The sequence below is a fragment of the uncultured Sneathiella sp. genome, from assembly GCF_963976355.1.
Classification (GTDB): domain Bacteria; phylum Pseudomonadota; class Alphaproteobacteria; order Sneathiellales; family Sneathiellaceae; genus Sneathiella.
In genome coordinates this window covers 416235-442176 of the sequence record NZ_CAXBKA010000003.1, presented here as the reverse complement: position 1 = coordinate 442176, position 25942 = coordinate 416235, and the positions used below count along the sequence as shown (strand labels likewise).

General features: G+C 60.8%; 25 protein-coding genes and 3 tRNA genes. 22 read left to right on the top strand and 6 right to left on the bottom strand.

Annotated features, from left to right (window positions below; genetic code table 11):
* The first annotated feature begins 18 nt into the window (after nucleotides 1–18).
* Entirely contained in the window at nucleotides 19–561 is a 543-nt protein-coding gene (locus AAC599_RS09220) for a gamma carbonic anhydrase family protein (RefSeq protein WP_340150113.1), read from the top strand.
* A gap of 30 nt (nucleotides 562–591) precedes the next feature.
* Here AAC599_RS09220 and phaC read toward each other — a convergent pair whose 3' ends face one another.
* On the bottom strand, nucleotides 592–2436 hold the full coding sequence (phaC, locus tag AAC599_RS09215; RefSeq protein ID WP_340150112.1) for a class I poly(R)-hydroxyalkanoic acid synthase: 1845 nt from the start codon (nucleotides 2434–2436) through the stop codon (nucleotides 592–594).
* A 217-nt stretch (nucleotides 2437–2653) separates the two neighbouring features.
* Between phaC and AAC599_RS09210 the strand changes: the two genes are divergently transcribed.
* From AAC599_RS09210 to AAC599_RS09175, 8 genes are all read left to right on the top strand, one after another.
* The gene (locus AAC599_RS09210; protein WP_340150111.1) at nucleotides 2654–3802 is read left to right on the top strand and encodes an OmpA family protein; all 1149 of its coding nucleotides are present in this window, start codon (nucleotides 2654–2656) and stop codon (nucleotides 3800–3802) included.
* 101 nt (nucleotides 3803–3903) lie between these two features.
* The gene (locus AAC599_RS09205; protein WP_340150110.1) at nucleotides 3904–5112 is read left to right on the top strand and encodes an LL-diaminopimelate aminotransferase; all 1209 of its coding nucleotides are present in this window, start codon (nucleotides 3904–3906) and stop codon (nucleotides 5110–5112) included.
* 3 nt (nucleotides 5113–5115) lie between these two features.
* A complete protein-coding gene (locus AAC599_RS09200) occupies nucleotides 5116–6408 on the top strand; it encodes a homoserine dehydrogenase (protein WP_340150109.1) in 1293 nt (430 codons plus the stop codon).
* A 38-nt stretch (nucleotides 6409–6446) separates the two neighbouring features.
* A complete protein-coding gene (glpX, locus tag AAC599_RS09195) occupies nucleotides 6447–7406 on the top strand; it encodes a class II fructose-bisphosphatase (RefSeq protein WP_340150108.1) in 960 nt (319 codons plus the stop codon).
* Between the two features lie 11 nt (nucleotides 7407–7417).
* Nucleotides 7418–9205 carry a single-stranded-DNA-specific exonuclease RecJ gene (recJ, locus tag AAC599_RS09190; protein ID WP_340150107.1) on the top strand — a complete coding sequence of 596 codons (1788 nt, stop codon included), beginning with the start codon at nucleotides 7418–7420 and terminating at the stop codon, nucleotides 9203–9205.
* 106 nt (nucleotides 9206–9311) lie between these two features.
* Nucleotides 9312–9386, top strand: a tRNA-Glu gene (locus tag AAC599_RS09185).
* A gap of 53 nt (nucleotides 9387–9439) precedes the next feature.
* Nucleotides 9440–9514: transfer RNA gene (locus tag AAC599_RS09180), tRNA-Glu, on the top strand.
* An 84-nt stretch (nucleotides 9515–9598) separates the two neighbouring features.
* The gene (locus AAC599_RS09175) at nucleotides 9599–9901 is read left to right on the top strand and encodes a hypothetical protein (RefSeq protein ID WP_340150106.1); all 303 of its coding nucleotides are present in this window, start codon (nucleotides 9599–9601) and stop codon (nucleotides 9899–9901) included.
* Here AAC599_RS09175 and AAC599_RS09170 read toward each other — a convergent pair.
* Entirely contained in the window at nucleotides 9898–11172 is a 1275-nt protein-coding gene (locus AAC599_RS09170) for a pentapeptide repeat-containing protein (RefSeq protein ID WP_340150105.1), read from the bottom strand. The two genes, AAC599_RS09175 and AAC599_RS09170, sit on opposite strands and share 4 nt — an antisense overlap.
* Before the next feature lie 172 nt (nucleotides 11173–11344).
* Between AAC599_RS09170 and AAC599_RS09165 the strand changes: the two genes are divergently transcribed.
* A complete protein-coding gene (locus AAC599_RS09165) occupies nucleotides 11345–11602 on the top strand; it encodes a hypothetical protein (RefSeq protein ID WP_340150104.1) in 258 nt (85 codons plus the stop codon).
* Between the two features lie 15 nt (nucleotides 11603–11617).
* Here AAC599_RS09165 and AAC599_RS09160 read toward each other — a convergent pair whose 3' ends face one another.
* Nucleotides 11618–11956: a PilZ domain-containing protein gene (locus AAC599_RS09160; RefSeq protein ID WP_340150103.1), complete on the bottom strand. Its 339-nt coding sequence runs from the start codon at nucleotides 11954–11956 to the stop codon at nucleotides 11618–11620.
* A 69-nt stretch (nucleotides 11957–12025) separates the two neighbouring features.
* Between AAC599_RS09160 and AAC599_RS09155 the strand changes: the two genes are divergently transcribed.
* The 3 genes from AAC599_RS09155 (at nucleotide 12026) to AAC599_RS09145 (ending at nucleotide 13925) form a co-directional block, all read left to right on the top strand.
* Nucleotides 12026–12385 (top strand): hypothetical protein, encoded by a 360-nt coding sequence (locus AAC599_RS09155; protein WP_340150102.1) that lies wholly within the window; start codon nucleotides 12026–12028, stop codon nucleotides 12383–12385.
* A gap of 140 nt (nucleotides 12386–12525) precedes the next feature.
* Nucleotides 12526–13128, top strand: coding sequence for a hypothetical protein (locus AAC599_RS09150; RefSeq protein ID WP_340150101.1), 603 nt, complete (start codon nucleotides 12526–12528; stop codon nucleotides 13126–13128).
* A gap of 74 nt (nucleotides 13129–13202) precedes the next feature.
* Nucleotides 13203–13925 (top strand): hypothetical protein, encoded by a 723-nt coding sequence (locus AAC599_RS09145; RefSeq protein ID WP_340150100.1) that lies wholly within the window; start codon nucleotides 13203–13205, stop codon nucleotides 13923–13925.
* Between the two features lie 23 nt (nucleotides 13926–13948).
* Here the strand turns inward: AAC599_RS09145 and AAC599_RS09140 are convergent, their stop codons facing one another.
* Nucleotides 13949–14200 carry a GIY-YIG nuclease family protein gene (locus AAC599_RS09140; protein WP_340150099.1) on the bottom strand — a complete coding sequence of 84 codons (252 nt, stop codon included), beginning with the start codon at nucleotides 14198–14200 and terminating at the stop codon, nucleotides 13949–13951.
* Nucleotides 14201–14295: 95 nt separating this feature from the next.
* Nucleotides 14296–14369: transfer RNA gene (locus AAC599_RS09135), tRNA-Gln, on the bottom strand.
* Between the two features lie 195 nt (nucleotides 14370–14564).
* Between AAC599_RS09135 and AAC599_RS09130 the strand changes: the two genes are divergently transcribed.
* The 7 genes from AAC599_RS09130 (at nucleotide 14565) to AAC599_RS09100 (ending at nucleotide 23856) form a co-directional block, all read left to right on the top strand.
* Complete coding sequence (locus AAC599_RS09130) at nucleotides 14565–15668, top strand: Ppx/GppA phosphatase family protein (protein WP_340150098.1); 1104 nt, start codon at nucleotides 14565–14567, stop codon at nucleotides 15666–15668.
* Nucleotides 15665–16408, top strand: a complete 744-nt coding sequence (locus tag AAC599_RS09125; RefSeq protein WP_340150097.1) for an RlmE family RNA methyltransferase — start codon at nucleotides 15665–15667, stop codon at nucleotides 16406–16408. The genes AAC599_RS09130 and AAC599_RS09125 overlap by 4 nt, the downstream gene beginning before the upstream one ends.
* A gap of 182 nt (nucleotides 16409–16590) precedes the next feature.
* Nucleotides 16591–18054 carry an IMP dehydrogenase gene (gene guaB / locus AAC599_RS09120; protein WP_340150096.1) on the top strand — a complete coding sequence of 488 codons (1464 nt, stop codon included), beginning with the start codon at nucleotides 16591–16593 and terminating at the stop codon, nucleotides 18052–18054.
* On the top strand, nucleotides 18051–19355 hold the full coding sequence (locus tag AAC599_RS09115) for an RsmB/NOP family class I SAM-dependent RNA methyltransferase (protein ID WP_340150095.1): 1305 nt from the start codon (nucleotides 18051–18053) through the stop codon (nucleotides 19353–19355). The genes guaB and AAC599_RS09115 overlap by 4 nt, the downstream gene beginning before the upstream one ends.
* Nucleotides 19356–19482: 127 nt before the next feature.
* Nucleotides 19483–19971, top strand: a complete 489-nt coding sequence (locus tag AAC599_RS09110; RefSeq protein WP_340150094.1) for a tetratricopeptide repeat protein — start codon at nucleotides 19483–19485, stop codon at nucleotides 19969–19971.
* 62 nt (nucleotides 19972–20033) lie between these two features.
* A complete protein-coding gene (gene guaA, locus AAC599_RS09105; protein WP_340150093.1) occupies nucleotides 20034–21581 on the top strand; it encodes a glutamine-hydrolyzing GMP synthase in 1548 nt (515 codons plus the stop codon).
* A gap of 118 nt (nucleotides 21582–21699) precedes the next feature.
* Nucleotides 21700–23856 carry a VWA domain-containing protein gene (locus tag AAC599_RS09100; protein WP_340150092.1) on the top strand — a complete coding sequence of 719 codons (2157 nt, stop codon included), beginning with the start codon at nucleotides 21700–21702 and terminating at the stop codon, nucleotides 23854–23856.
* 8 nt (nucleotides 23857–23864) lie between these two features.
* Here the strand turns inward: AAC599_RS09100 and AAC599_RS09095 are convergent, their stop codons facing one another.
* Nucleotides 23865–24692, bottom strand: coding sequence for a hypothetical protein (locus AAC599_RS09095; RefSeq protein WP_340150091.1), 828 nt, complete (start codon nucleotides 24690–24692; stop codon nucleotides 23865–23867).
* A gap of 148 nt (nucleotides 24693–24840) precedes the next feature.
* Here AAC599_RS09095 and AAC599_RS09090 point away from each other — a divergent pair, with 148 nt between their 5' ends.
* Complete coding sequence (locus tag AAC599_RS09090) at nucleotides 24841–25461, top strand: DJ-1/PfpI family protein (RefSeq protein WP_340150090.1); 621 nt, start codon at nucleotides 24841–24843, stop codon at nucleotides 25459–25461.
* Between the two features lie 41 nt (nucleotides 25462–25502).
* Nucleotides 25503–25931 (top strand): PaaI family thioesterase, encoded by a 429-nt coding sequence (locus AAC599_RS09085; RefSeq protein WP_340150089.1) that lies wholly within the window; start codon nucleotides 25503–25505, stop codon nucleotides 25929–25931.
* Nucleotides 25932–25942 lie beyond the last annotated feature (11 nt).

Here is a 25942-nt window from a genome sequence, read left to right as displayed (position 1 = left end):
GAAAAGAAACGGAAACTCATGAGCAAGAACATTATGCCCTTCAAAGGCGTCCTGCCGGATATCGCGCCGGATGCCTTTATCGCCCCGTCCGCCGATGTGATCGGCCGCGTGACAATCGGTGAGAAATCCAGCATCTGGTTTAACTGCGTGGTGCGCGGCGATGTCTATACCATCGACATCGGCAAGCGCAGCAATATCCAGGACGGCACGGTCATTCATGTCTCCGGCGGCACGCATCCGACGAAGATCGGCGATGATGTGCTGGTCGGCCATAACTGCCTGATCCATGGCTGCACGCTGGAAGACGGCAGTTTCGTTGGTATGGGTACCATCATCCTCGACGGTGTTGTCGTCGAGAGCGGGGCGATGGTCGCCGCCGGTGCGCTGGTCACGCCGGGTAAGCGCGTCCCCAAAGGCGAACTCTGGGGCGGCTCACCGGCCAAATGCCTGCGCAAGCTGTCGGAGGAGGAACAGGCCACCCTCACCGAAGGGGCGGACCATTATGCCGAAATGGGCCAGATTTACCGCAAGGAGCTCGGCCTCGGCGGCGGCGGGGACTGACCCCGGACCACTTGCATCGGGCGTGCGGCCTTATGTGCCGCCGCCGTTTTTCTTGGGGCCCGTATAGGGTTTCGCCTTGATCTTCACATAGCTGCCCGGCGCATCCTCGATCGGCTTGAGCTTGCCTTTTGATGGATCGCGCGCCGGCACCTTGGGGCCGGATTTCTTCGACAGCCATTTATCCCAATAGGGCCACCAGGAGCCCGGATGCTCCGTCGCATCGGCGAGCCATTCTTCGGCGGTGTCGTATTTCTTCTTCTTTGTGTTTGTCCAGTGCTGGTACTTCTTCGCCGCCGGATGGTTGATGACCCCGGCGATATGGCCCGAGCCTGCCAGCATCAGCTCTGTCGGGCCACTGAACATCTGGGTGTTCTTGAACACCGACTTGAACGGCGCGATATGGTCTTCCTTGCTGGCCTGGATAAAGACCGGCGTTTTCACCTTCTTGAGGTCGATGGGCTGGCCACCGAGGGTGAGGGCGCCAGGCTGCCGCAGCAGGTTCTTCTGATACATGTTCCGAAGGTAGAAACTGTGCATCTTGTGCGGCATGTTGGTCGCGTCGGAATTCCAGTACAGAAGGTCGAACGGGAAGGGCGTCTTGCCCATCATGTAGTTATTGATCACGAAGGACCAGATCAGATCGTTGGAGCGCAGGAGGTTGAAGGTGTTCGCCATCTCCTTGCCCTCCAGATAGCCGCTGTCCTTCATCCGCTCCTCGACCATGCGGATATGGTCCTCGTCGGTGAAGACAAGCAGATCGCCCGCCTCCTCGAAATCGAGCTGGGCGGCGAAGAAGGTGGTCGCCTTGATCCGGTCGTCCTCCCCGATCGCGGCAAGATAGGCGAGCGTCGCCGCCATCAGGGTGCCGCCGATGCAATAGCCGATGGTGGTGACTTCCCTCTCGCCGATGCTGGTCTCGATCGCATCAAGCGCCGCGAGGATTCCCTCGGACATGTAACTCTCGAACGTCTTGTCCACATGCCGCTCGTCCGGATTGACCCAGGAAATGACGAAGACGGTGTAGCCCTGTTCGGTGCACCATTTGATGAAGCTGTTCTCCGACTTGAGGTCGAGGATATAGAATTTATTGATCCACGGCGGGGTGATCAGCAACGGCCGCTTGTAGACTTCCTTCGTCGCCGGTTCATACTGCAAGAGCTGCATCAGGTCGTTCTCGAAAATGACCTTGCCCGGCGTCACCGCGATATTGCGCCCGACCTCGAAGGCGCTGTCGTCGGTCATCTTCGGGCTGATCTGCCCCTTACCGCGCTTCAGGTCATCGAGCATATTTTCCAGGCCATGGACCAGGTTCTCGCCCTTGGTCTCCATGGTCTTTTTCAGCACATCCGGGTTCGACCAGAAGAAGTTGGAAGGCGAGAGCGCGTCCGTATAGATCTTGGTGTAGAACTCGGCCTTCTTCTTCGTCTGCTCGTCCAGCCCGTCAACATGGGCGACGGTATCCTGTATCCAGTTCGTGGTCATCAGGTAGGACTGCTTGATATAGTCGAAGATCTGGTTCTGACTCCATTCCTCGGACTTGAAGCGCTTGTCGCCGGTTTCCGGGGTGACGAGGGGCTTGGTTTCCTCCCCGCTCGCGCGGCGGGCCGCATTCTGCCAGAGGTCCATATAGTTCTTCCACAGCGCCGCCTGCGCCTCGACGATTTTCGCCGGATCCGCCATCATCTTGTTCATCAGCTCCATGAAGGTCTGGCCGACATGGGCCGGGTCGGGATCGACGGGGGTTTTGGGCTGGTTGTTGAGAAACTCGGTGACGAGCGCCTGGCTCTGGGCGGCAATCTTGGCGAAATTCTCGGCGAATTCCTTGGACGCCTCAAGCGCTTCCTGACCGCTTTCCAGTGGTTCCTTGTTCGGCATCTCGGCACATCCTCCCCTGTTTGCTTTGAGCATTCTCGGCTGACAGATTTCTGGTCCGGAAATTTCGCGCCGCCGTCATGAAGCCTTCAGAAAACGTTGCGAAATTATCCACCATATGTTTTATGATAGCTTGGTTTTTTAACAGATTATATCAAAACCTTGCCAATCTCAATGCGGGCCTTTGGCAGGCGGTCGAGAGGACAGGACGGACGTTTCGATGAACAGGTTGCTTCACGCTTTCGAAAATCGTTTTTTGCGGGGCTTGCGCGCAGGCGCCGGGCTGTTTCTTGTGCTCACGCTGCTCGCCGTCGCGGGCTGTTCCACCAATGGCGCCGAAGAGGAAGAGGCCGACGCGGAATATCCGAATATCAATGAGGTGCCGGAAACGCCGGAGGCGCCTGTCGCCCTGAGCGAGGCGGAAGGCATCGGGGAGGGGCTCCGCGCCGATCGCGAGAATGCCCGCTACACCGATGAGACCCTGCGCGCCGATACCTCTGTGCAGCCGCCGCCCGCCATGCCCGCGAAACCGGCCGTCCCCGAAGTGACCGAGACGGTCACGGAAAAAGTCACGGAAACGGTGACTGAAACCGCGGAAGGCACGACGACGACCGTGACCGAGCAGGTGACCGAAACGGTTGAGGAAAAGACACCGGACGTTCCCGCCGTCGCGCAAGCGCCGGTGACCGAGGAACCCTTGCCCGCACCGGAAGTGACGGAGGCAAAGGAAACGACACCGCCGCCCGCCCCGAACCGGGAGGCCTTGATCAGCGGCGACTCAGCCCAGCGGCCGGAAGTCGAGAATGTGTTCCAGCAGCAGCTCGCCGCCTCCGGCGCGAAACGCCTGCCGGACGGATCGGGAAGCCAGCAGTCGACAACCGTGGTGACGAATTCCGCGAGCTCTTCTTCTGCATCCTCCTCCGGGAGTGCGGGGCAATCCTCCGGCGGGGTAACCCTGACGCCGCCGCCTGAAGAGGGTGGCCGGGTGATCCGCAACTATGCCGCCTCCGACGGTTCCTCGCCGATCGAGACGATTTATTTCGCCCAGGGCTCGCACCGGATCAATGCCGCCGACCGGCAGATACTGGACCGGATCGCCCGCGCCCAGCTCGCGGCGGGCGGTACGCTGAAAGTCGTTGGTCATGCCTCACGGCGGACGCGGCAGATGGGCGAGGCGGAGCATATGATGGTGAATTTCAACATCTCGCAACAGCGCGCGGCGGCGGTCGCGGATTATCTGCTGAAGGCGGGCGTGGCGCCGGGTGACATGATCGTCGAATCCGTCAGCGATGCCCAGCCGCTGATCGATGAGCCGATGCCGAGCGCGGAAGCAAAGAACCGGCGAACGGAAATCTTTCTTCTAAATTAACACAAAGTCGTTTAAATACCCGCATGATGTTTAACCCAGGAACCCGGAGCGCTTTAAAATCGCGCCGGGAACCGCCCTTTTAATTGAACTGGAAGAGGCCGATGGATCCGGATTTTCACCGTATAAAACGCTTGCCCCCCTATGTCTTCGAAGAAGTCAATCGGATGAAGGCGGCGGCGCGAGCGGCGGGCGAGGATATCATCGATCTCGGCATGGGCAACCCGGACAGCCCGACACCGCAGCATATTGTCGATAAACTGGTGGAAACCGTGCGCGATGGCCGCACCCATCGCTATTCGACGAGCCGGGGCATCCCGGGCCTGCGCCGCGCCAACGCCGCCTATTACAAGCGCCGCTTCGGTGTCGAGATCGATCCGGAGACGGAAACCATCGCGACGCTCGGCTCCAAGGAGGGGCTGGCCAACCTTGCCATGGCGATCACCACGCCGGGCGATGTGATCCTGTCGCCGAACCCGAGCTACCCGATCCACCCTTATGGTTTTATCATCGCGGGCGCGGTCGTCCGGCATTTCGAGGTTGGGCCCGGTATTGATTTCTTTGCCGGTCTGGAACGCGCGGTGCGCCACTGCATTCCGGCGCCGACCTGCCTGATCCTCAACTTCCCGTCCAACCCGACGGCGATGACGGTCGATGTCGCGTTTTATAAAGAGGTCGTGAAATTCGCCAAGGATCACGGCATGTATATTCTCTCTGACCTTGCCTATGCGGAGATCTATTTCGGCGATGAGCCACCGCCCTCGATCCTGCAGGTGGAGGGCGCGCGCGATATCGCGGTCGAGTTCACCTCGCTTTCGAAAACCTATTCCATGCCCGGCTGGCGCATGGGCTTTGCGACAGGCAACAAGCGGCTGATCGGGGCACTGGCCCGCATCAAGTCCTATCTCGATTACGGCGCCTTCACCCCCATTCAGGTGGCGGCGACGGCGGCCCTGAACGGTCCGCAGGACTGCGTGGAGGAATTCCGCAAACTCTATAAACAGCGGCGCGATGTGCTGATTTCCGGCTTTGCGGCGGCGGGCTGGCATGTTCCCTCGCCGGAGGCGACCATGTTCGCCTGGGCGCCGATCCCGGAGCCGTTCAAACACCTCGGCAGCCTTGAATTCTCGAAACTGCTCCTGCAGGAGGCGAAGGTCGCCGTTGCGCCGGGGCTGGGCTTTGGCGAGCATGGCGATGACTTCGTGCGCGTCGCCATGGTCGAGAATGAACAGCGTATCCGTCAGGCGGCCCGCAACATCAAGAAATTCATGGCCGGGGTGGACCAGAACCTGGCAAAACGCGAGGCTTCGTAGATTGTGACGACTTTAGTAAAAATCGGTATTGCAGGGCTGGGCACCGTCGGTGGCGGCGTCCTCAAGATCATCCAGACGCATGGCGACCTGCTGGAGGCGCGCTCCGGTGCGCGACTGACAGTGACGGCGGTCTCGGGCCGCGACAAGACGAAGAACCGCGGCGTCTCCCTCGACGGGCTGACTTGGTATGACGATGCAACGGCGATGGCCGAGGATCCGGATGTCGATATCGTGCTGGAACTGATCGGCGGCAGCGATGGCGTCGCGCGGGAGCTCTGCGAGAAGACATTGCGTCTTGGCAAGTCGGTCGTGACCGCGAACAAGGCGCTGCTCGCCATTCACGGAAACGAGCTTGCGGGCATTGCCGAAACCCATGGCGCGCAGCTTGCCTATGAGGCGGCGGTCGCGGGCGGCATCCCGATCGTCAAGGCGTTGCGCGAGGGGCTGGCGGGCAATGCCATCTCCCGCGTTTACGGTATCCTCAACGGCACCTGCAACTATATCCTCACCGAGATGGAGGAGACGGGCGGCGAGTTCGATGCGATCCTGAAGGATGCGCAGGATCTGGGCTATGCGGAGGCCGATCCCGGCTTCGATATCGACGGTGTCGATGCGGCGCATAAGCTCGCCCTGCTGACCAGCGTCGCCTTCGGCACTCCGGTCGATTTCGGCAGTGTCTATATCGAGGGGATTCGCAACGTTACCGCCGCCGACATTGCCGCGGCGGGGGAACTCGGCTACCGCATCCGTCTGCTTGGCGTTGCCCGGCGGACTGAAAAGGGGATCGAGCAGCGGGTACACCCCTGCATGGTCCGCCACGAAACCACTATCGCCAATGTCAACGGCGTCTTCAATGCGGTCGTCGTCGATGGCGACTTTGTGGATGAAACCTCCTATGTCGGGCGCGGCGCCGGGGAGGGACCGACCGCCTCCGCCGTGGTCGCCGATATCGTCGATATCGCGCTCGGCCGTCATACCCCGACCTTCGGTGTGCCGGTCGCGAAAATGGCGGAGACGCCGAAAGTCTCCGTCGAGGATCATGTCGGCGCCTATTACGTCTGCCTGACCGTCTATGACGAACCGGGCGTGATCGCCGATGTCTCGGCCGTGTTCCGCGACGAGAATATCTCCATTGAAAGCCTGTTGCAGCGCGGCCGGTCGAAGCAGGAGGCGGTCTCCGTCATCCTCGTGACCCATGAGGTGCAGGAGGCGGCGCTGGTCCGCGCCCTTGGAAAAATTGAAAATTTCGCCCATAGTGTGGCAAAGCCGCGTATGATTCGCATCGTCTCTCTCTGATAGAGCGTGCTGTTTGTTGAAGTAATGGAAGAAGAAATATGACTAAGTCCTCGTCTTTAGATAGAAATCTCACACTGGAAATTGTCCGTGTAACGGAAGCCGCGGCGCGCGCCGCCTGTAACCTTGTTGGTCTTGGCGATGAAAAGGCCGCCGACCAGGCCGCTGTCGATGCCATGCGCACGGCGCTCAACCTGCTCAATATCGATGGCACCATCGTCATCGGCGAGGGCGAGCGGGACGAGGCCCCGATGCTCTACATCGGCGAGAAAGTCGGCACCGGCAAGGGCACCAAGATCGACATCGCGCTCGATCCGCTGGAAGGTACGACGCTGACCGCGAAGGGCGGGCCGAACGCGCTGGCCGTGATCGCCTTCGCCGAGGAGGGGAACTTCCTCAACGCCCCGGATACCTATATGGAAAAGATCGCTGTCGGCGGCGGGTATGAAGAGGGGATCATCGACATCAACAAATCGGCCGGGGAAAACCTGACCGCGATCGCGAAGGCCAAGGGCGTGCCGGTCAACCAGACCATGGCCTGCGTTCTCGACCGGCCGCGCCATGCCGATATCATTGCCGATATCCGCAAGACCGGCGCCCGGATCAAGCTGATCTCCGACGGCGACGTGGCCGGCGTGATGGCAACGGCGGACCCGGAAACGGGCATCGACATGTATGTCGGCACCGGCGGCGCACCGGAAGGTGTTCTGGCGGCGGCGGCGCTCCGTTGCATCGGCGGCCAGATGCAGGGCAGACTGGTCTTCCGCAATGACGACGAGAAGGCCCGTGCCGCCAAATGGGGCATCACCGACCTGCACCGGGTCTACAATTTGAAAGAGCTGGCGGCGGGCGATGTGATCTTCGCGGCCACCGGCGTGACCGACGGATCGATGCTGCGCGGCGTTCGCCAGAAGGGCGACCGGATCTATACGGAGAGCATCGTCATGCGCTCCCATTCCGGCACCGTGCGCTATATCCGGGGTGACCACAAAGCGAAGTAAAAAGGCCTGTTATGGATGCGCCGGTAGTCTCCGCCTTTCTGGATGTGGAAAGCTCGCTCAAGGGCAAACGCTGGCGTCTTCGCTCCGAGAATGAACGACTCGGCCTCGCCATTTCCCAGCGTCTCGATGTGCCGGAGATTGTCGGCCGGGTCATGGCCGGGCGCGGCGTCGCGCTGGAGGAGGCGGAGCAGTATCTCGACCCGACGCTCCGCACCCTGCTGCCCAACCCGTCGAGCTTCAAGGATATGGACAAGGCGGCAGGCCGCATCGCGGCGGCCATCGAGGGCAAAGAGAAAATCGCTGTCTTCGGCGATTATGACGTCGATGGCGCAACCTCCTCAGGGCTTCTCAAACGCTTCTTCAACGCCATTGGCGTACCCGTCATCATCTATATCCCTGACCGCATGAAGGAGGGCTACGGCCCGAATGCCGCGGCGATGGATAAACTGAAATCCCAGGGCATCGATCTCGTGATCACCGCCGATTGCGGCATCGTCTCCTTCGATGTGCTGAGCCATGCGAAGGAGATCGGCCTTGAGGTCATCGTCGTCGATCATCATCAGGCGGAGACCCGCCTGCCGGACGCCGTCGCCGTCATCAACCCCAAGCGCCATGACGAGAGCCAGAAATTTACCTATCTCGCCGCCGTCGGCGTCACCTTCCTGCTGGTCGTCGCCGTCAACCGCGCGCTTCGGGAGGCGGGCTGGTACAATGAAACGCGGCGCGAGCCGAACCCGATCCACTGGCTCGATCTCGTCGCGCTTGGCACCGTCTGCGATGTTGTGCCGCTCGTCGGGCTGAACCGGGCGTTCGTGGCGCAGGGCCTTAAGGTCATGGCGCGGCGGGGTAATGCGGGCCTCGCGGCGCTCGCCGATGTGGCGGGGCTGGATGAGGCGCCGGGCACCTATCATGCGGGCTTTTTGCTGGGCCCCCGGGTCAATGCGGGCGGGCGCGTCGGGCGGCCGGAATATGGCCCCGAGCTTCTCTCCCTCGACGATCCGGCGGAATGCCGCAAGCTCGCGCAGTTTCTCGACGGCTATAACCAGGACCGCAAGACGATCGAGGCCGGGGTGCAGGATGAGGCCCTCGCGCTGGTGGAGGGCAGCGCCCTCAAGGATGATTCGATTATCGTCGTTGCCGGAGAGAACTGGCATCCCGGCGTCATCGGCATCGTCGCCAGCCGCCTGAAGGATGCCTATCAGCGTCCGGCCATCGTCATTGCGCTCGACGGGGCGGAGGGGAAAGGCTCCGGCCGCTCGGTCCCCGGTGTCGATATCGGCGCGGCCATCGGTGCGGCGCGGCACAAGCAGCTGATCACGGCGGGCGGCGGCCATATGATGGCGGCGGGCCTCAGCATCGCCAGCGACCGGATAGATGAGTTTCGCGCCTTCCTCAATGACCGGCTGAAAGGCGCGGTGAGCGAGGCGTCGAAAACTGCGAGCCTCGGCCTCGACGGCGCCCTCTCGGTGGAAGGGGCGACGGTGGAGCTGATCTCCCTCTTGGAGCAGGCGGGGCCGTACGGCGCGGGCAACCCGGAGCCGCGCTTCGCATTGCAGAATGTCCGCCTCGTACAGGCCAGCATCGTCGGCGAGAATCATGTGCGCTGTATCATGACCGGGACCGGCGGGCGGGGGCGGCTTGCGGGCATCTGTTTCCGGGCGCTCGAAACCCCGCTCGGCGAGGCATTGCTCAGCCATCAGGGCGCCGGTTTTCATATTGCCGGGCATCTTCGCAAAAACGTCTGGCAGGGCAAGGTCTCGGCGCAATTGATGATTGACGACGCCGTCCGCCTGACTTAGGCCTGCAGCCTTTGCAACAGCTTTGCGACGAAATAAAAGTTTTCACATTTTTTACTTGATATATAAAGGTAAAATAGGTAAATCCTGCCCCTGCGACAGGATGCATGTCCCCTTCGTCTATCGGTTAGGACGCCAGATTTTCATTCTGGAAAGAGGAGTTCGATTCTCCTAGGGGATACCATCCGGTCCGGGCTGCGCCGAAAAAGCGCCCGTAGATAAATGCCCGTTTATTGCGTCCCCTTCGTCTATCGGTTAGGACGCCAGATTCTCATTCTGGAAAGAGGAGTTCGATTCTCCTAGGGGATGCCACCCCATGGCGCCGCTGCCGGACGGGGCGAGATGTCTTTTCTTTTCCGCCAGCCTGCTTACATTACATCAGACAGGAGGACAGCCATGAACTTACGACTTTGCTTCGAGAACAAGGCCGGAGTGAATATCGACGAGGCCGACGTGTTCCGCCATTACGCGGAGAATTACCTGAGCGGGTTCGATGTGAAATGGGCCGGCTCGATCAGCGTGTCGCATGTCGACACCAAAACCCGCCCGATGGAGCCGCTCTGGCAGTATCTGATCAGCGATGCCAGCACCGCTTGCCGCGACTACCTGATCGAATATCTCGACCGCAACCCGATGGCGGGCTATTTCGTCCATGTCTATGAATTCGGAAACGGCACCGGCGATCACAAGATCCACTAGGCGCTGATCTTCTTGTCGAACTGGGCGTCTTCCATGTCGGCGTCGGTGAAGATGGCGCCGGTCAGGTTGGCGCCCTTGAAGTTGGCGTCGATGAGGTTGGCGTCGGTCATGTCCGCGCCTTCGAGGTTGGCGCCGCTGAAATTCGCTGCCGAGAGGTTGGCGGGCCATTTCTTGCCGAGCGACTCCCCCTTGGAATCCTTGAGGTCGACCGCCGTCATGATCGCCCCTTTCAGCCGGGCGTTCTTGAGGTTGGAGCGGGAGAGGTTGACCCCTTCCATCACCGCGCCCGAGAGGTTGATCTCCTCCATGATGCATTGCGACATGTCGCTCATCACCGTCTGCGCCTTGTTGAGATTGGCGCCCTTGAGATTGGAGCCGCGCATGGTCGCACCGCTGAGGGCGCAGCCGGAGAGATCCATGCCGGAGAGATCCATGCCCGAGAGGTCGGCGCGCTCGCCCTTGAGGCCGTTCGTCTCCACCCACAGGAAGTGCTTTTTGAGCAGCGCCTGAAGATTGGGCGGCAGCGGGGTTGATTCGGGTTCCTCGACCAGATGCGTCGCGCCGGATTTCGCCTTGGAGAAATCGACATTCTCGAGTTTCGCGCCGTCGAGTTTTACGTTATCGAAATTGCAGCCCTCGACCTTGGCGCCGTTGAGGTTCACATTGCTGAGGTCGGCCCCGGCCAGATCGGCGCCCGACAGGTCGCAACCGGCCATGTCCGAGCCGATGAAGCCCGCGCCATGCAGATCGGCGCCCGCAAGGTTCGCGCCGCGCAGCTGGGAATAGGCGAAATTGGCATTGCCGAGCGCCGCGCCCGCGAGATTCGCGCCGTTGAGATTGGCCTTCTCGGCGACCACATTCTCCATCTCCGCGTCCGACAGATCACCGGCGGGGAAGGTGACGGTCTCGCCGCCCGAGAGGATGAGGGAACCGCCGCGGAAATCCGCTTCCTGCAGGTTGGCGCCGTTGAGCTTCGCGCCCTTCAGCTCCGCCCCGCGCAGATCTGCCCGGATCAGCAGGGCATCGCGCAGATCGGCCTTCGTCAGGTCGGCGGCATAAAGGTCGGCGGAAATCAGGTTGGCACCGCGAAAGATCGAACGCGAGAGCTTGCAGCCCGAGAGGCTGGACTTCTGGAGCTTGGCCCCGGCGAAATTCGCCCCGGTGAAATCCGCATGCTTGAAATTGGCCCGGGCGCCTTTTTTCGAATTGACGAGCCATTTGCCATGCTCGGCGAGCATTTCCATAATTTCCTGCGGCGTCATCATTGTCATGCGTCTCTCTTCTCCGGACTTGTCGCGCTGTCGATATTGTAAGACTAGATTAACGTTTATCTCACATACTTCGCGTCTATTCGTTGGCCTGTCCTTATGTATAAACAGACAAGGTTAATAGATAGTTGCAGTTTACGTTTAATTGCCGAAACAAAACCGGGGACGAGAATAAATGGTAAAGGTAACCCAGGAACAGGTGGATGCCCTTGAAGGGTGGGTGAAAAACCGTCAGGATGCCTATTTGCGCAAGGGCTTTCATCTTGCGGCGAATGCGGGCGCGTCATCGCTGATTGAATATGCAATCGATGGCGGTCTCTCGGCGGCGGATCAGGCCAAGTCGATTGCCGAGCTGAAACGGGAATATGAGTTGGCCGACCAGTTTCATAAAGACGCCAAGAATCTTATGTTCGCCGGGCGGCAGGGCGGTTGAGCCCCGCCCGGAGCCTCAGTCGACGACGTAGAACTGCTCGCGCCGCTTTTCGGCGATCAGCTTCGTAATCTGCCGGATAAACATCTGCTCCCGCTCCGGCGAGAAGGTGAATTTCACCCCGACACCCTCCTTCATCTGGCGCACAACCTGCGCCGGGACAATCCCGATATTCTCGATCTCGACGGTGATCTCCGTCTGATCCGGCAGGCGAACCTCCATCTGCAGGCCGGCGCCGCCAGCGGAGATATTGAGGATGCGGCCCGTCTGGTCGCCGCCGTCATGGCGGATGCGGGTCTGCTGGACAAGGGCGGAGCGCCGGTGGGCGCGGCGGTTGTCGTTGAGGGGGGGATGCATTGTCTCTCCTGCGGGTGAAAATTCCTTGCTGTTTTCCCCAAGTGTCGCCGGGAATGGTTAACAAGTCGTTTGCGCCCCAAGACTCCCGCAAAAATCCACCGGCGGGCGAGGGGCGTTAACCTTTCGTTCACCTCACCGGCTTATCCTGACAGCAATATTTTCAGGAAAGGCTTCGCCATGCGGCACACCGAACTGACGTCCATCGTGGACGGATTGAAAACCGAATTTTCCAATGCCTGCGAGCTGGACCGCAAATCCATCGCCGGGCGGGCGAACGGGGCGTGCCTGGCGGCGCTCGATCTGCTGCTGGACGATGCGGAGGCGGTGGACGACATCCCGACGCTCAATGAACAGGCGCAGTCCATGCGCACGCTGTCCGACGAATTTCGCGATATCACCGGCGTTATCGGCAAGCTGGCGACGCGCTGAGGCGGCCTGCGCGCTACCGTTATTTTTGTGAATTTCGGGTTTGGCATTGCGGGGGAATATGATACATCTGGGCCGCGCCGACAGGCGGGGCGGTTCCGGCCGCGTTTCAACAGAATTCATATCACGCGAAGATACGGCAATTGTCTGATTTAAAAGAAAAAATCAAGCTCTATTCAAAACTGGCCGCGAGCCGGGTCCGGCGCAGCGATCGGCGCGCGCGGATCAATTTTTGCGCGCCTTTCGTGGCGGCGCTTCTGTTTGCCGGGATCACGGTCCTGCTCGATATTTATCTCCGCGGTGCGCCGGTGACCGGCTATCTGCTCGAGTTCTTCGCCGTTGCCGGAACGCTCGCCTTTTTCTTTGCCCCGCTCACCTATGTCAGCCTGCGTCTCTACCGTAAAGTCTGGCCGCGCCTGAAAGAGCGGCGGTTCTCCGATGCCTTTCGCGTCGGGCTCTATCTGCCCCATTCCTTTGCCGTGCTGATCATCCTCGCCGCCGAGCTGGAGGGATCGGAGAATATCACCAGCCTTGGCGGCGCGATCATCCTCTGGGCGATGCTGAGCCTGCTGCTGACGCCGTTCAGCGTGCTCCTGACAATGCTCATCTGGTCCTACCTGCCGAAGGACCTCAGCGTGCCAAGCGGCCTGTTGCAGATCCCCTCCCGCCTGAACCCCCGCGGCCAGAACCTGCTGACGGGTCCAAAAGCCGACACCGAAGTCGACGCGGACGCCCTGCGAACGTGAGGGCGAGCGCTACTGATTGACCGAAGCCATCAGCCTTTATTAAAGTGATTTTGATCTATTTTCGGTGAATTGGAGTGCTTATTACAGTGCATCCAAAAATGAAACCCATTCACGCCTCTTCTTCGCAAGAGTTGCTTGACTTGTTGCGACGGCAAGGCATTAAGGTTCCGTCACGTGGCAAGGGGCGGAAGAAAGAGCATGTTGAAATTTATACAGCCTGCCATCTGATATCTACTTTGGCGGCGGCAGGCCTACTTGGATTTCCATTGACACTCACTCATGATGACAAACCCGATTTTTTGCTGCAGTTGGAAGGGCAATGTATTGGGTTAGAAGTGACCGAATGTGTCGATGAGAATGATGCCAAGCACGATGCATGGTTGAATGAGCACAAGCCAGAAGAATATATTGAAAGTGGGCGTTTCCGATATGGCCAGACGTACAGCAGGGAATATTTGCGAAATATGCGGTCGGGAAATGTTCCACCTTCTCCGGGATATAGTGGTGATGAAGTCGAATGTGAGTGGGCGTCCTATATGGCAGACCTCATCGAGAAAAAAAGATCGAAGATCAAGAATTTCAACTGTTTGAATTTCGATAAAAAATGGTTGTTGATATATGATAATTTGTTCCTGCCGATGCCAGATATGGATATTTGTATTAAATATCTAAGGCCGCGCATTCAGCAAACATGGTGTGCAGATCCTGCGTTTGATGCGATTTTTATTGAGGATGAAGCCAGTATTATAAGAATTTCAGAGACTGATCATGAGGTTATGTCGATCAACAGTTTATGAGCGTCACGTTTTCTTTTTTTGACTTAAAAATGCTTCTTTGAAAAAGCCCGCCCGGAACCGGATTTTAGGTATTTTTCGAAGGCGAAGGCTTTGGCTTTATCTTCGAAGCCGATATGAACGACAAGTTTCCACGGACCGTATATGGCAGAATGGCGTGACTGTGAGTCAGCACCTCCGGCATTGTGTCGCTTCAGGCGTTCTTCGACGTTATGCGTACAGCCAGTATAGTATTTATCCGGAAATTTCAGGCTTTGCAGGACATAAACATATTGCATCTGGGTTATATCCTTATCCGCCTTCGCCTTTCAGGCTTCGGCGAGACAGCCTCCGCTAAAACCCCGGCTTGCCCAGCCGTAGTTTTAGCGGAGGCTGGCTGGGGAACCTGGACTCGAACCAGGATTGACGGAGTCAGAGTCCGCTGTCCTACCATTAGACGATTCCCCACCATGCGGGCGGCGCGCCCGCGAGAGCGCGGGGCAGGCGGCTTACTAGCAACTCGCAGGCGCCTTGTCAACTTCCGATAAAGCGCCCCAATCTCAAAATATATATGAACCTTGCGCCGAAAACTGCTAGCATGGGGAAAATTGGCCCGGGCTATCACGCCGGGGCCTGTGGAAATTGACCTGGAGGTAGTCCTGGGTGGCGATTACAGAACCCCAGAAACTGGGAAAGGGTGACAACAGGAGCAAGAGACATCGACGCAGGTTTCATGATGGCAGGGAACATCCCTCCAACGTCTACGGCGCGCTTGACCTTGGCACCAACAACTGCCGGCTGCTGATTGCGAAACGGCAGGGCAAGGGCTTTCGCGTCATCGACAGTTTCTCGCGCATTGTCCGCCTTGGCGAGGGCGTCAGCCTGACCGGCAAGCTGTCGGAGGGGGCCATGGACAGAACCGTCGAGGCCCTGCGTATCTGCGCGGACAAGATGCGCCGCGTCGGCGTCACCCATATGCGCTGCGTCGCGACGGAGGTCTGCCGCAAGGCGGGCAACAGCGAGGAGTTCCTCGCCCGCGTCGCCGAGGAATGTGGGATCGAGCTTGATATCATCACCACGGCGGAGGAGGCGGCGCTGGCGGCGGAAGGCTGCGCGCCGCTCATCGATTACCGCCACCGCAACGCGCTCGTCTTCGATATCGGCGGCGGCAGCACGGAGCTGATCTGGCTCGGCCTGCGCGGCCGGCGGCGGAGCGAGGTGCTCGGCTGGATGTCGATCCCCTACGGCGTCGTCACCCTGACGGAGCGTCACGGCGGAATGGAGATCACCGAGGATGCCTACGCCAACATGATCACCGACGTCAGCGAACATATCAATGATTTCGAGGCCGCCCACGGCATCGCCGAGCGGATCAGCGAGGGGCGGGTGCAGATGCTCGGCACCTCGGGCACGGTGACGACCCTCGCGGGCGTGCATTTCGGGCTGGAACGCTATAACCGCCGCCGGGTCGACGGGGCCTGGCTGAACACGCGGGCGATGCTCGATATCTGTCACCGCCTGGCGACCAGCGACTATGCGGCACGGGTGATGGAACCCTGCATCGGCGAGGAGCGGGCGGATCTTGTCGTCTCCGGCTGCGCGATCGTCGAGGCGATGCACAAGCGCTGGCCGGTGAAGAAACTCCGCGTGGCCGACCGGGGCCTGCGCGAGGGGATGCTGCTCGGCATGATGCGGCGGGTCGATGCGGAACGCAATGCCGCCCGGCAGGGCAACCGAAGCTGCTCCCCGGCGACGAGACCGTCATGAGCAAAAGCCCGAAGCGACCCGGCGGCCCGTCCTCCCGCTCGACGGAGATGACAGGGCGGCTCCTGCATACCAAGGTGAAGACGGCGCGCGGGCGCAAGAATTCCTCGACTGCCTGGCTGCAGCGCCAGCTCAACGATCCTTACGTGGCGGAGGCGAAGACGCGGGGCCTGCGCAGTCGCGCGGCGTTCAAGCTGATGCAGCTCGATGACCGCTACAAGCTTCTGAAATCCGGCGATTCCGTCGTCGATCTCGGCGCCGCGCCCGGCGGCTGGACGCAGGTCGCGGTCGATCGCGTCGGCGCGGAGAAGGGCAAGGGCAAGGTGCTCGCCGTCGATATCCTGGAGATGGAACCGATGCCGGGCGCCGCCGTCATGCAGCTCGACTTCACCGAAGATGATGCCGACGAGAAGGTCAAGGCCGCGCTCGGCGGGCCGGCGAATGCCGTCATCTCCGACATGGCCGCGCCGACCACCGGCCACCGGCAGACCGATCACCTCCGCATCGTCATGATGTGCGAGCTTGCATTGGCATTTGCAATTGACGTGCTTGCCCCGGACGGCGTCTTTATCGCCAAGGTCCTGAAGGGCGGCACGGAAAACGACCTGCTGGAGCAGATGAAAAAGAATTTCGCCGTTGTCCGCCACGCCAAGCCCGAAGCAAGCCGCGCTGATTCCCGCGAAGCCTATGTCGTCGCCACCGGCTTCCGCGGTAAAAACGAGATGACGGAAGGCGAGGAATAGCCCGCATTCTGCCCTGCCAATAAAAAATAGGTGCTATGCAAAATGGGGGCTTTGCTTTTTGAATTCTGCCTGTATGATTGCGCGGCAATTCCATAGATCAAACCGGCGGTCGGGTGCATATCTGTACCGGCGGGAGAGGATCACCACTATATATTGTGAGCCGACGGGCTCCCGGAGTTGCGATGAACATACGTGAAGCCTATACATTCGATGACGTTTTACTCCAGCCGGCGGCCTCCGAGGTTCTGCCGACCCAGGTCGACACCACAACCCGGCTGACCCGCGAAATTACCCTTGGCATTCCGCTGGTCTCCAGCGCCATGGACACGGTGACCGAGGCGCCGATGGCCATCGCCATGGCGCAGGCCGGCGGCATTGGCGTCGTGCACAAGAATCTCGATATCGAGGAACAGGCGAACGAGGTCCGCCGGGTCAAAAAATTCGAGGCGGGCATGGTCGTCAACCCGGTCACCATCGCGCCGGACGAGCCGCTCTCGGAAGCGCTCTTTCTCATGCAGAACAACAAGATTTCCGGCATCCCGGTGACGGAGCGCGGGAACGGCAAGCTGGTCGGCATCCTCACCAACCGCGATGTCCGCTTCGCGACCGACACCCGCCAGCCGGTCAGCGAGCTGATGACGAGGCAAAACCTTGTCACCGTGCGCGAAATGGTGACGCAGGACGAGGCCAAGCGCCTGCTCCATAAACATAGAATCGAAAAGCTGCTGGTCGTCGATGATGAGTATCGCTGCATCGGCCTGATCACGGTGAAGGATATCGAACGCTCCACTCTCTTTCCCAATGCCTCCAAGGATGAGCAGGGACGGCTGCGCGTCGCCGCCGCCGTCGGTATCGGCGATGACGGCTTTGCGCGGGCCGAGGCGCTGATCGCCTCCGAGGTGGATGTGCTGATCGTCGATACGGCCCATGGCCATTCCAGCCGGGTGCTGGAGGCGGTGAGCCGCATCAAGAAACTCAGCAACCGGACGCAGGTCATCGGCGGCAATGTCGCGACCGCAGAGGGCACGAAAGCTCTCATCGATGCCGGGGTGGATGCGGTGAAAATCGGCATCGGGCCCGGCTCCATCTGCACGACGCGGATCGTCGCCGGTGTCGGCACGCCGCAGCTCACCGCCATCATGGACGCAGCCGCCGCCGCGAAAGAGAGCGGCATCCCGGTTATCGCCGATGGCGGCATCAAGACATCGGGCGACCTTGCGAAGGCCCTCGCAGGGGGCGCAAGCTCCGCCATGATCGGCTCGTTGCTCGCAGGCACCGACGAAAGCCCGGGGGAGGTCTTCCTCTATCAGGGCCGGTCGTTCAAATCCTATCGCGGGATGGGCTCCCTGGGCGCAATGGCGCGCGGCTCCGCCGACCGCTATTTCCAGCAGGAAGTCTCCGATAACCTCAAGCTGGTCCCGGAAGGGATCGAGGGGCGGGTGCCGCATCGCGGCCCGGCCAACGCGGTCATTCACCAGCTGGTCGGCGGGCTCAAGGCGGCCATGGGCTATACCGGATCGAAGGATATCCCGACCCTGCAGGAACGGGCCCAGTTCGTCCGCATCACCAATGCGGGTCTGACCGAAAGCCATGTGCATGATGTCTCGATCACGCGCGAGGCGCCGAACTACCGGCAGAACGGATGACCCCTGCCGCACGGCTTGCCGCCGCCGCCGAGCTTCTGGCGGCGATCGGCGCGGCCGCAACCCCCGCCGAGCAGCATGTCGGGAGCTACTTCCGCAACCGTCGCTACGCCGGATCGAAGGACCGGCGCTGGGTCACGGAATTTGTCTATCGCGCGCTCCGCCGTCAGGGGGAGCTGGATGCTGTCTCACTTGCGGCGGGACTTGAGGTATCGCCAAGAAGCCATTGTTTGTTAAGCCTAATCCTGTTTGAGGATGTGGCGGTTGAGGCGCTGGCCGCGGGCTGGTTCGGCGGCGCGCATGGCCTTGACGACCTCACTCCGGAAGAGGCAGCGGCGCTTGAAAAAGCGGCCGAAATCGACCTTGAAAGCCTGCCGCTGGCGGCGCGGTGCAACTTCCCGGACTGGCTCGCCCGGAAACTTCTCGATCAGTATGGCGCGCGGGCGGCGGAAATCATGGCCGCCTATGGCGAGCGGGCGCCGGTCACGCTCCGGGTGAATGCCCTTAAAGGCAGCCGCAGCGATATCCGGTATTTCCTTGCCAATGAAGGGATTGACGTAACGCCGACGACGCTCTCGCCGGACGGGCTGATCCTGGATGCGCGGCTCAACCTCAGCCGTCATCCGCTGTTGGAGAATGGCCGGATCGAGCTGCAGGACGAGGCCGCGCAGGTTGCCTCCCGCCTTGCGGGTGCGGCGCCCGGCATGACCGTGGTCGATTACTGCGCGGGCGGCGGCGGCAAATCCCTCGCCATGGCAGCGGGGATGGCGCATACGGGAAAAATCCACGCCTTCGACACCGAGGAGAGGCGGATGCGGGACATTACAGGCCGCGCCCGCCGCGCCGGGGTCAGCCTGATCGAACCGCTGGTGATCCATGGCGATGATCGCGATGCCGAGCTTCTTGCCCCGCTCGTCGGGGCGGCGGACCGGGTATTCGTCGATGCGCCCTGCTCGGGCTCCGGCACCTGGCGGCGGCAGCCGGACATGAAATGGAAGCTGACCGAAGCGCGCCTCGCGGAGCTTGCCGAGCTGCAGGCGGATATCTTGAGGCGCGCCGCGCCGCTGGTGGCGCCGGGGGGGCGGCTGATCTATGCGACCTGCTCGATCCTGGCGGCGGAGAATGAGGACCAGATACGCGCCTTTTTATTGTCACATCCTGCCTTTACACTCATTCCTGTCTCCACGATCTGGGAGGCGGTCGGGCTCGACGGTCGCTGGGATAGCGACTTTTTCGCCCTGACCCCGGCGGATTACGGCACCGACGGCTTCTTCACCGCCGTGCTGGAACGCGCCGAAGGGTAGGGGCACCGATCACCATCTCGTGAACGGAACAGGAGACATTTTTCGGATATGATATGATCCGAAACAGCTAAGGCGCCGTAGATGAGTGTAAAAGGGCACCATAACAAATGGCAGAGGGGTTGGGACGATGACAATACGCAAATTCATACTGGCGATCTTTACGGTTTTCGCGGCGCAGTTGCTGGCGGCGCAGATCGTCTTCGCGGCCGGCAGCGGCAGTAGCAGCAGCACGACGGAGGCCGAAGCCCCGCAAAGCGCCGAATTCGCCGCCGGTAAGGAAGCCATCGATGCCAAGCAATGGGACGCGGCCGTTGCCGCCTTCACCAAGGTAACAGCGAGCGAGCCTGACAATGCCGATGCCTACAACTATCTCGGCTATGCCCAGCGGAACCTCAAAAACTATGATGCGGCGTTCGAAAGCTACAACAAGGCGCTGGCCATCAACCCCGACCACAAGGGCGCGAATGAATATATCGGCGAGGCCTATTTGCAGGTCGGCAACCTTGACAAGGCGGAAGAGCATTTGCTCAAGCTTGATGCGCTCTGCTTCTTCGGATGCGCCGAATATACCATGCTGAAACGCGCGGTTGAGGACTATAAGGCCAAGCAGAGCTAAAACTGCGAAAACACGTCATAAACGGGCTGGACAGACATCCCCAAACTGTCTAAACCCCGTTTATGAAAAACAGTATTCTGATCATCGACTTTGGCAGTCAGGTCACCCAGCTGATCGCGCGGCGCGTCCGGGAGGCGGGGGTTTACAGCGAAATCATTCCCTTCAATTCCGCAGCCGAGAAACTCTCGGCCTTCAACCCCGCCGGGATCATCCTTTCCGGCGGTCCGGCCTCGGTCATCGGCGATGCAACGCCGAAAGCCCCGGAGGCGGTTTTTGAGATGGGCGTGCCCGTCCTCGGCATTTGTTACGGACAGCAGACCATGGTCAACCAGCTCGGCGGCAAGGTCGAGGCGCCGGACCATCGCGAGTTCGGCCGCGCCGAGATCAATGTCGTCGCTGACTGCAACCTGTTTGACGGCGTGTGGGAGCCGGGACGGCGCGATCAGGTCTGGATGAGTCATGGCGATCATGTGGTGGAAATCCCGGAGGGGTTCACCGTCGCCGCCACCTCGCGCGGCGCGCCTTTCGCGGCCATTGCCGACGATGCGCGGCATTTCTACGGCGTGCAGTTCCATCCCGAGGTCATGCATACGCCAAGCGGCGCGGCGCTGCTTTCCAATTTCGTGCATAACATCTGCGGCCTTGCGGGCGACTGGACCATGGCCGCCTTCAAGGATCAGGCGATCAACGCGATCCGCGCGCAGGTCGGCGATGCGAAAGTGATCTGCGGCCTCTCCGGCGGCGTCGACAGCTCCGTCGTGGCCGTCCTCATCCATGAGGCGATCGGTGACCAGCTCACCTGCGTTTATGTCGATACCGGCCTGATGCGGGCGGGCGAATCGGAGCAGGTGGTCAGCCTGTTCCGCGACAAATACAACATCCCGCTGATCCATCGCGACGCCTCCGATCTGTTCCTGGATGAGCTGGACGGCGTCGACGATCCCGAAAAGAAGCGCAAGATCATCGGCCGCATCTTCATCGATGTGTTCGAGGAGGAGGCCGGCAAGGTCGGCGGCGCCGAATTCCTCGCGCAAGGCACGCTCTATCCCGACGTGATCGAGAGTGTCTCCTTCGCCGGAGGTCCCTCCGTCACCATCAAGTCGCATCATAATGTCGGCGGCCTGCCGGAGCGGATGAACATGAAGCTGGTCGAGCCGCTGCGCGAGCTGTTCAAGGACGAGGTGCGCGACCTCGGGCGCGAGCTTGGCATGGCGCCGGAGCTGGTCGACCGTCACCCCTTCCCGGGACCGGGACTCGCCATTCGCGTGCCCGGCGAGATTACCCGCGAGAGGCTGGATATCCTGCGTAAGGCCGACACCATCTATCTTGAGGAAATTCGCAACGCCGGCCTCTATAACGAGATCTGGCAGGCCTTCGCCGTGCTGCTGCCCGTCAGGACCGTCGGCGTGATGGGCGATAACCGCACTTATGATTATGTCTGCGCCCTTCGGGCCGTGACCTCCACTGACGGCATGACGGCGGATTACTACCCCTTCACCCATGATTTCCTCGGCCATGTCTCGACCCGTATCATCAACGAGGTGAAAGGCATCAACCGCGTCGTCTACGACACCACCTCCAAACCCCCCGGCACGATCGAGTGGGAGTAGCTTGAGGGCTGTAAGCCGCGCTGCGGCTCTCCGCAATTGATTTCTGCCTTAAAATAATGGCACACTTGCCGTGATCAGGCGCGGCAGTGCAGGGACGGCGCCGGGGCAGGGGGATATCATGCAGCATAAGAAGCTCTTAACGGCCATCGTTTTCCTTTTTCTGATTGTCGGGCTTGCTCCCGCGGTTGAAGCACAGGAAGTCTCCGTCACCGCGCCCGCCGAGGCAGGCATCAATGAGGCGATCGAGATCACCGTTTCGGGCCCGCCCGCCAAGGGCGACATGCTCCGTTTCGCGGATGAAAGCGGCAAGCTGCTAAAGGGCGCCTATGTCTATGTCGGCAATCTCAAGAATAATAAAGGCGCGCTGTCTGCCCCGTTAGAGCCCGGCACGTATCAGGTAGCTTATGTCTCCGGTGGCAAGATTGTGGCGAGCAGCCCGCTCACCGTCACTGCCGTGACCGCGACCCTCAAAGTCCCTGAAAGCGCTGACATCAACGAGACGATCGAGGTTCAGTTCGACGGTCCGATGAATAAAGGCGACTATGTCCAGATGCTGCAAAGCGATGAGACACCCATTCGCGGCTTCTACGCCTATGTCGGCAATGCCAAAAACGGCATCGTCAAATTACGGGTCCCGGCGGAGGGCGGGGACTATGGCGTCGGCTATTTCACCGGCAAGACGCTGATCGGCAGCAGCCCGATGACGGTGCGAGGCGTAACCGCCACCGTCACCGCGCCCGAGAGTGTCAGCGCCAACGAGACGTTCGAGCTTTCCTTCGACGGGCCGCTCAATAACGGCGACTATCTGCAATTCGTCGATGCCAACGGCAAGCCGATGAGCGGGCTTTATCGCTACGCCGGGCAGGCGAAGGATAACGTCACCACCCTGACCGCGCCGGTGGAACCGGGCAGCTACAGCATCGCCTATTTCACCGCCAAGAAGCCCATCGGCTCGACCCCCATCACCGTGACCGGCACCAATGCGACGCTCACCATGGAGGGGACCGTGCCTGCGGGCGCGCATTTCCCCGTCGGCTGGCAGGGGCCGAATAACAGCGGCGACATGATCCGGGTGCTGCGCCCCGATGGCGCCAACGCCGGAAGCTACGCCTATGTTGGCCATAACCCGGAAACGGTCACGCTCCGGGCGCCGGAGGAAATCGGTGACTACCGCGTGGCCTATCTCTCCGGCGGGCAGATACTGGGGGAGACCGCCTTCACGGTGGCCGAGGTGAGCGCGAAGCTCGACGCCCCCGCCGAGGTGGAGGGGAACCAGCGCTTCAACGTCACCTGGCAGGGGCCGGGGAACTATGGCGATCTTCTGCAACTCGTCGATCCGGCGAAGCCCGGCAATCTCGCCTACAGCTATGTGGATAAGAAGAAAGGCAATGTCACCGCCGTCCATGCGCCGAACCTGCCGGGCACTTATGAGCTCCGTTACCTGACCCATGGCGGAAAAGTGCTTGCTGCCGCGCCGGTCACGATCATTCCGGCCAAGCTGGAGCCCGGCGCCCTGATGGTGGAGGCCGCCGACAAGCCGCGCCTCGGCCCTGAGGATGCGATCGAGGTCGTACTCGATGCCTCGGGCAGCATGTTGCAGCGGCAGGGCAAGGACCGGCGCATCGAAATCGCCAAGCGGACGCTGACATCTCTTATCTCCGACACGATCCCGGAGAACACGGCCTTCGTCCTCCGTGTTTTTGGCCATAAGGAGGCGGATAAATGCCGCACCGATCTTGAAATCCCGCTGGCGCCGCTTGATCGCGCCGCGGCGAATGCCGTCATTTCCGGCGTGACGGCCATGAATCTCGCGAAAACACCCATCGCGGACAGCCTGCGCGAGACAGGGAGCGACCTTGCCGCTGTCACCGGGGAGCGGATTATCGTGCTGATTACCGACGGGGAGGAAACCTGCGAGGGCGATCCGGCGGCGGTGATTGCCGAAATGCGCGCGAGCGGCGATGACGTGCGGGTCAATATCGTCGGCTATGCCATCGATGATGCGGCCCTGCAGGAGACGTTCGCGCTCTGGGCGAACCTCGGCGGCGGGGAATATTTCAACGCCAGCGACGAGAGCGCGCTTGCGGAAGCCCTCACCAAGGCTGTGAACCCGTCCTTCACCGTGACCGATGAGGCCGGAGTGACGGTTGCCGCCGGGATCGCGGGCGGCGCCCCCATCACCCTCGCCGCCGGAAACTACAGCGTCACCACCGGCGCGGGCGCGCAGCAGATCACCATCGAACCCGCGAAGCTAAGTACGGTCAGGATTGAGTAGGCACGCGGTCAGAGCGTTGGTTTCTTGCCCTTGCCTTCGCGTTTCTCGATGGCCTCCTTTTGCAGCCTTGCGACTTCCTCACCCGCGGCCAGTTCGGCCCGGACCCAGGACTGGATATCGATCATGGTCGCGCGGACGCGATCGGCGGGCTGCGTATCGCCCGGGATCGTGAATTCCAGCATATTGGCGCATTCTTCCAGGCTCTTGATACGGCTGACCCGGAAGAGATCGAGCCTGTACTGGCCGGATATCTTTTTGTAGACCATATCCAGAATGCTCTTGTTGTTTTTGCCGCCTTCGGGGAGGACGACGCCCGTTTTATCGAGGCTTGTCGAGAGGCAGTTTTTATCTCCGCTGCCGAATTTCCAGTTAAAGGCGCGGCCATTCTCGTCGGTTGGCGCGCCATATTTATCAAAAACAGCCTCCTTGAACTGGGCGCCGGTCACCGGATCGATGCGGTTGATGACATTCCGCTCGACACCGACAAGACGGCCGCCTTCCGGGGGCGGGGAGAAATAGAGGACAATCCCGTCCTCATGCCGTCTCATACCGTTGATGATCGGTTTCTTGCCGGCGGAGACGCGATAGAGGAATTCCTCGGTCCGGTGATCATTCTTGAGGCCGTCGCTGTAGAAAAAGGAGAGGCGCGTCTCGCTGATCGACTCCTCCATCACTCCGAAATCCCGAAGGGCCTGCATGGCTTCCTCCGTTGTCATGCCGAGGGACAGCCCGACGACGTCGAATTTGTCCGCCTCCGCCGCCAGGGCGGAATGGCCGATTATTGCGCTGAGAAGGAAGACGGTGACAGATGAGGCAATTTTTCTTGGAAACAGCATTGCACATGCTCCTTATTTATTACAACCCCTTGATATGAAAGTAATTTTGATATCAGGCCCCGATAAATGTCAAGCCTATTCTGGACGGTCTTCAAGGGACGGAAAATGCGCCATTGCGCGGCGGGCGACGAAGGAATAGGCTCTTGCCATGAAAATCGCGATTCTCACCTTTCAGGGCTTTAACGAGATTGATTCCCTCGTCGCCTACCGGATGCTTCACTGGCTGCAAAAGCCGGACTGGGAGATTACCGTCTGCTGCCCGGAGGCGGAGGTGACCTCCATGGGCGGCCTGACCATCCGCGCCCAATCCTCGCTGGAGGAGGCGAGCGAGGCCGATGCGGTGATGATCGGCAGTGGCTCGCTGACCCGCCAGATTGTCGAGGATGCGGCGATCATGAACCGGATCCGGCTCGACCCCGCCCGTCAGGTGATTGCCGCGCAATGCTCCGGCACGCTGATGGCGGCGAAGCTCGGCCTGCTCGGCGGTGTGCCTGCCTGCACGGACAGCGCGACAAAGGAATGGGTTCAGGAGGCCGGGGTTGAGGTCCTGAACCAGCCGCTTGTCGCTCATGGCAATGTCGCGACGGCAGGCGGCTGCCTTGGCTCCGCCTATCTCACCGGCTGGGTCATCGCCATGCTGGACAATATGGAGACGGCGTCAACGGCGCTCCATTACTTTGCGCCGGTCGGCGAGAAGGACGGCTTCCTGAGGCGCGCGCAGCAGAATATCTCGCCCTATCTGCGCGAACCGGCCCGCCTCGAGGCATAGGCCCGGCAATCTGGGACTGAAAAAAAACGGGGATAACAACAATGAACAACATACCCGACGGCTTCACGAAAAGCCCCCGCAGGAGCCCGCTCACCGATCCGTGGGAGCCGATCTATGTCAAGATGGCCGATGCGGGCGGCATTCTCGCCATCGAGGTGCGGGAGGCCCATTGCAACGGGCGCGGTTTCGCCCATGGCGGCATGATCGCGGCGCTCAGTGACAATACCATGGGCATGTCCCTTGTGCTGAAGGCGCGGGAGAAATTCGGGAACGATAAATTGAGCGCGGTGACCCTCAGCATGACCACGGATTATGTCGATAGCGCGCAGATCGGCGACTGGCTGGAATTCCGCGCCAATGTCCTCAAAGTCGGCCGTTCCATCGGCTTTACCGAGATGAAGGTGGCGGCGATCCGGGACGGGGAGGAACGGCTGATCGCCCGCGCCAACGCCTCATTCAAGCTTGTCTGAGGAGGGGCTTG

Coding starts and splice junctions, on each gene's coding strand:
- AAC599_RS09220 (WP_340150113.1), top strand. CDS start 19: ATGAGCAAGAACATTATGCCCTTCAAAGGCGTCCTGCCGGATATCGCG.
- phaC (WP_340150112.1), bottom strand. CDS start 2,436: ATGCCGAACAAGGAACCACTGGAAAGCGGTCAGGAAGCGCTTGAGGCG.
- AAC599_RS09210 (WP_340150111.1), top strand. CDS start 2,654: ATGAACAGGTTGCTTCACGCTTTCGAAAATCGTTTTTTGCGGGGCTTG.
- AAC599_RS09205 (WP_340150110.1), top strand. CDS start 3,904: ATGGATCCGGATTTTCACCGTATAAAACGCTTGCCCCCCTATGTCTTC.
- glpX (WP_340150108.1), top strand. CDS start 6,447: ATGACTAAGTCCTCGTCTTTAGATAGAAATCTCACACTGGAAATTGTC.
- recJ (WP_340150107.1), top strand. CDS start 7,418: ATGGATGCGCCGGTAGTCTCCGCCTTTCTGGATGTGGAAAGCTCGCTC.
- AAC599_RS09175 (WP_340150106.1), top strand. CDS start 9,599: ATGAACTTACGACTTTGCTTCGAGAACAAGGCCGGAGTGAATATCGAC.
- AAC599_RS09170 (WP_340150105.1), bottom strand. CDS start 11,172: ATGACAATGATGACGCCGCAGGAAATTATGGAAATGCTCGCCGAGCAT.
- AAC599_RS09165 (WP_340150104.1), top strand. CDS start 11,345: ATGGTAAAGGTAACCCAGGAACAGGTGGATGCCCTTGAAGGGTGGGTG.
- AAC599_RS09160 (WP_340150103.1), bottom strand. CDS start 11,956: ATGCATCCCCCCCTCAACGACAACCGCCGCGCCCACCGGCGCTCCGCC.
- AAC599_RS09140 (WP_340150099.1), bottom strand. CDS start 14,200: ATGCAATATGTTTATGTCCTGCAAAGCCTGAAATTTCCGGATAAATAC.
- AAC599_RS09125 (WP_340150097.1), top strand. CDS start 15,665: ATGAGCAAAAGCCCGAAGCGACCCGGCGGCCCGTCCTCCCGCTCGACG.
- guaB (WP_340150096.1), top strand. CDS start 16,591: ATGAACATACGTGAAGCCTATACATTCGATGACGTTTTACTCCAGCCG.
- AAC599_RS09115 (WP_340150095.1), top strand. CDS start 18,051: ATGACCCCTGCCGCACGGCTTGCCGCCGCCGCCGAGCTTCTGGCGGCG.
- AAC599_RS09110 (WP_340150094.1), top strand. CDS start 19,483: ATGACAATACGCAAATTCATACTGGCGATCTTTACGGTTTTCGCGGCG.
- guaA (WP_340150093.1), top strand. CDS start 20,034: ATGAAAAACAGTATTCTGATCATCGACTTTGGCAGTCAGGTCACCCAG.
- AAC599_RS09100 (WP_340150092.1), top strand. CDS start 21,700: ATGCAGCATAAGAAGCTCTTAACGGCCATCGTTTTCCTTTTTCTGATT.
- AAC599_RS09095 (WP_340150091.1), bottom strand. CDS start 24,692: ATGCTGTTTCCAAGAAAAATTGCCTCATCTGTCACCGTCTTCCTTCTC.
- AAC599_RS09090 (WP_340150090.1), top strand. CDS start 24,841: ATGAAAATCGCGATTCTCACCTTTCAGGGCTTTAACGAGATTGATTCC.
- AAC599_RS09085 (WP_340150089.1), top strand. CDS start 25,503: ATGAACAACATACCCGACGGCTTCACGAAAAGCCCCCGCAGGAGCCCG.